This window comes from Planktothrix sp. FACHB-1355 (assembly GCF_014748295.1).
Classification (GTDB): domain Bacteria; phylum Cyanobacteriota; class Cyanobacteriia; order Cyanobacteriales; family Aerosakkonemataceae; genus Aerosakkonema; species Aerosakkonema funiforme_A.
This window is the reverse complement of the sequence record NZ_JACJUP010000715.1, coordinates 1-3708: the sequence shown is the minus strand read 5'-3', so window position 1 is coordinate 3708 and position 3708 is coordinate 1. Positions and strand designations below refer to the sequence as shown.

Sequence of the window (3708 nt, the reverse complement as noted above, 5' to 3'; positions counted from 1 at the left end):
AAGTAGCTTATTACTATGCCAGAGATGCTTTTGAAATAAATGTTAGCGGCAATAATTTATTTGAAACAGTTAGGTATCATTTAGAGCAATTTTACGATGGTACTTTAGAAGAATTTGCTAATTATTCAGATTACCGAGAAGAAAACGAAGCTGGGCTAAAAAAACTGGATGAAATCAGGGAAATTTTACGGCGATACGATACAGCAGACAGACCCGAAATGGGTGCAGCCTATACAGAAAAATATTATGTGCAACGCGCCATCATTGCCAAGACGAGAGATTATATGGGTATTGTCGTACCCGTTCATTTATATAGACCTTTGGGTGGAGAAGATAAATTCCAAATTTGGAATTACAAACCCTCGGAATGGGAAGTAGCAGAATACAGAAAAGAAGCTCTCCAAGCGTTGCAGGAAGGATATCCGGGGACAGCACTCAAACTCGGTAAAGATCTGTGGATTTATCATGAATTTTCGGATATTACTTGCGAGTTGCTCGATTTGGCTTATGAAGCGCTTGGCAGAAATACACTGCGTAAAATGCTCGATTTCCGGCGCAATCGCAGCGCCAGTCAGGTGAAAGCTTTTCAAGAGGCGCTTCAAAATCCGCAAGAAACTAAATACTTATCATTGTATAGCGATCGCATCGATACCTTACCGCCAGAAATTGGCGAACTTACTCAATTAGAAAGTGTAAATCTTAATTATAATAACCTGAAGGCTTTGCCAGAAGAGTTCGGTCGGCTGTCTAATTTGCAAGAGTTGTATTTAGTAGGAAATTATTTCGATCGTATCCCAGATGCGATCTGCAATCTGACTCAACTTCGCACGTTAGATCTGCGGGAGAATCCCTTGGCAGAAATATGCGATCGCATTGGCGAACTAACTTTACTGGAAGAACTATGTTTAGGGAATGAAAACTTAAGAAATTTTCCGGTTTCGCTTTGCCGTTTAACCAGCTTGAAAAAATTGTACATCACTGCCAGCAATATTGCCGAACTTCCCCCTGAAATCGGTCAACTTTCTGCATTGGAAGAGTTATTACTGGCAACTGATACTGGGCTTGACACCGTAACATCTAGTTTCAAAAATTTACGAAATCTCAAACGAGTTACTTACAAATATTACCAAGCCGATCATCACAACTACGAAGAACCTGTAAGTTTGCCATCGGCTTTTTGCGAGTTACCGAACTTGGAGTATTTGGAATTTGATACTAACAGAAACATAGTCATACCGCCGGATATCGCCAAGCTAGCGAATTCTCTGCAATCTCTAAAAATAGGATGTTACACATGGCAAGAACTTTCGCCTGGAATAATGCAATTAAAAAATTTGAAATATTTAACAGTTAGTTGCGCGAGTATTACAAAAATACCAGCAAATATATGTCAACTTTCTCAATTAGAAAATCTCAATCTGTACGGAAACCGTATTCGCCACATACCCAAAACGCTAGGACAAATGAAAAACCTGAAAAGTTTGAACCTATCTCGTAATTGTCTGTCAGCATCTGAAACGGCAAAATTAGCTCAATTGTTACCAAATACAGAGATTGATTGTAGTTATCAAAATAAGTACACCTAGTTCGCTAAAATGAATGACAATTATTTAAGGTTTAAAAGCGCTCGATGATTTCTGAATTAATAGTGCGATCGGCTACGCCAGCAGATGTCCCAACTCTGTTTCATCTAATTAAAGCGCTTGCGGAATACGAAAAGCTATCTCACGCCGTTGTGGGTAATATCGAATCTCTGGAATCCCATTTATTTGGTGAGCGACCTTACGTAGAAGCTATTCTGGCAGAGTTAGGTGGAGAAAATGTTGGCTTTGCCCTGTTTTTTCATAACTATTCCACATTTTTAACGAAACCGGGGATTTATTTGGAAGATTTATTCGTTTTACCGGAATATCGGGGACGCGGTATCGGTAAGGCGTTGCTTACCCATGTTGCTAAGTTAGCAGTTTCTCGCGGTTGCGGAAGGATGGAGTGGGCTGTTTTGGATTGGAACGAACCTGCGATCGCATTTTATCAGCTTATGGGTGCTGCTGTCCTACCAGACTGGCGCATTTGTCGCGTTACAGGCGATTCTCTCACCAATTTAGCAGCAAAAGGAGCGACTTAACTGGTCAGCAATTCATCAATAATAGTATTTTGAGCTTGCTTTTGAAAGTCGAGGAGGAAAGTTTCATGATTATTTGGGTGAACGAACAAATCGATCCCTCCGGTCTGATTTATTCTTGTATTGCTACTTGTGATGAGCAACAAGCAAAAGATTGCCACGAATCTTTCGAGAATAATTTAACAGAAATTCAGAAATCGGAAGGTTGGGTCGCTCGCTTGCGGACAGTTAATTCTTGGGATGAAGTACCAGTAAGTGCCTTAAAACTGAGTTAAAAGTAGGGTGGGCAATGCCCACCTTATTATATGCTAAGGGGAACTATCAAAAAAATTTTCCAAATTAGAGCTTCCGTCATTTCAAGGCGGAGCTAATCCAAAATCCAAAATCCAAAATCGCGTGACCTACGACAACACCTGCAAATACATCGCCTCTCAAAACCCAGCCAGTTTCGTGCGTTGGTTACTACCTTTTGAGGAATTCACAACCGTAGAAATCCTCAAAACCGAATTACCAGCCGAACCAATCAGAGCCGATTCCTTAATCTTACTGCGGTTAGGTAACACCATTTTGCACCTTGAGTTTGAAAGACTACCCTATTCAGAACCACCAATTCCAGAGCGGATGCTCAAATATTGGCTTCGCCTTTATGAAAAATATAGGTGTAGAATAGAACAAGTAGTAATTTTCTTGAAACGAATTGACTCACCCCAGGTTTTGACAGACCGATTTCAAGTAGGAAACACGGTACATTCCTATCGAGTAATTCGGTTATGGGAAGAAGACCCCGCACCTTTTTTAGCAGAACCCGCCTTGCTACCCCTAGCACCTCTAACTCGCAGCGACTCACCGAGAGCATTGTTAGAGGAAGTAGCCGGAAGGATAGAATTAATAGAAGACCCCGCACAGCGAAGAGAAATATTAGCTTGTACCGCAGTAATGGCGGGTTTACTGCACAAACCAAATTTGATTCGTCAGTTATTTCGGGAGGATAATATGCAAGAATCTTTGTTTTATCAAGAAATTGTGGAAAAAGGAGAGCAAAGAGGTTTGCAGCGAGGTTTGCAACAAGGTTTGCAACAAGGTTTGCAACAAGGCTTGCAGCAAGGTTTGCAACAAGGTATAGAACAAGGACAAAAACAGCAGGCATTCTTACAAACTCTGCGCCAGTTGATGCGGCGGGTGGGAGAAATCGCACCTACCACGGAAGAAAGACTCCGTGCTTTATCGCTTTTTCAGTTGGAGAGCTTGGCGGAAGCATTGTTGGATTTTTCATCACCAGCAGATTTAATTGCTTGGTTAGATAATCTGAATTAGGCAAAATGTTAGGGAATAAACACCCCTTTTGATAATTTATATGGGGTGTTACCCTTTCATTTATTTCGGGAAGATATATGGAAGAATCTTCGTTTTACCAAGAAATTTTTGAAAAAGGCGTACAGCGAGGTTTCCAGCGAGGTTTCCAGCAAGGTTTGCAACAAGCTTTACAACGCGAAACGTCAATAATTTTGCGCCTAGTTCGGCGGCGGGTAGGAGAACTCGAACCTACCACGGAAGAAAGAATTCGCGCTTTATCAATTACTCAGTGG

At 41.2% G+C, this 3708-nt stretch carries 5 protein-coding genes; all 5 read left to right on the top strand.

Features of this window, described 5'->3' with window-relative positions; translation table 11 throughout:
• A partial coding sequence (locus H6S82_RS23620) for a DUF2228 domain-containing protein (protein WP_191056800.1) occupies positions 1–1586 on the top strand: 1586 nt, incomplete at its 5' end.
• A gap of 44 nt (positions 1587–1630) precedes the next feature.
• Positions 1631–2125 (top strand): GNAT family N-acetyltransferase, encoded by a 495-nt coding sequence (locus tag H6S82_RS23615; RefSeq protein ID WP_190470201.1) that lies wholly within the window; start codon positions 1631–1633, stop codon positions 2123–2125.
• Between the two features lie 65 nt (positions 2126–2190).
• Complete coding sequence (locus H6S82_RS23610) at positions 2191–2397, top strand: glycogen debranching protein (RefSeq protein WP_190470202.1); 207 nt, start codon at positions 2191–2193, stop codon at positions 2395–2397.
• A gap of 121 nt (positions 2398–2518) precedes the next feature.
• The gene (locus tag H6S82_RS23605; protein WP_190470205.1) at positions 2519–3436 is read left to right on the top strand and encodes a DUF4351 domain-containing protein; all 918 of its coding nucleotides are present in this window, start codon (positions 2519–2521) and stop codon (positions 3434–3436) included.
• Positions 3437–3513: 77 nt separating this feature from the next.
• Positions 3514–3708, top strand: a 195-nt coding sequence (locus H6S82_RS23600; RefSeq protein ID WP_191056799.1) for a DUF4351 domain-containing protein, incomplete at its 3' end; no start/stop codon positions are given.

What these genes read in the sequence shown, in the direction of transcription:
- H6S82_RS23615 (WP_190470201.1), top strand. Translation starts at nt 1,631, where the DNA reads ATGATTTCTGAATTAATAGTGCGATCGGCTACGCCAGCAGATGTCCCA.
- H6S82_RS23610 (WP_190470202.1), top strand. Translation starts at nt 2,191, where the DNA reads ATGATTATTTGGGTGAACGAACAAATCGATCCCTCCGGTCTGATTTAT.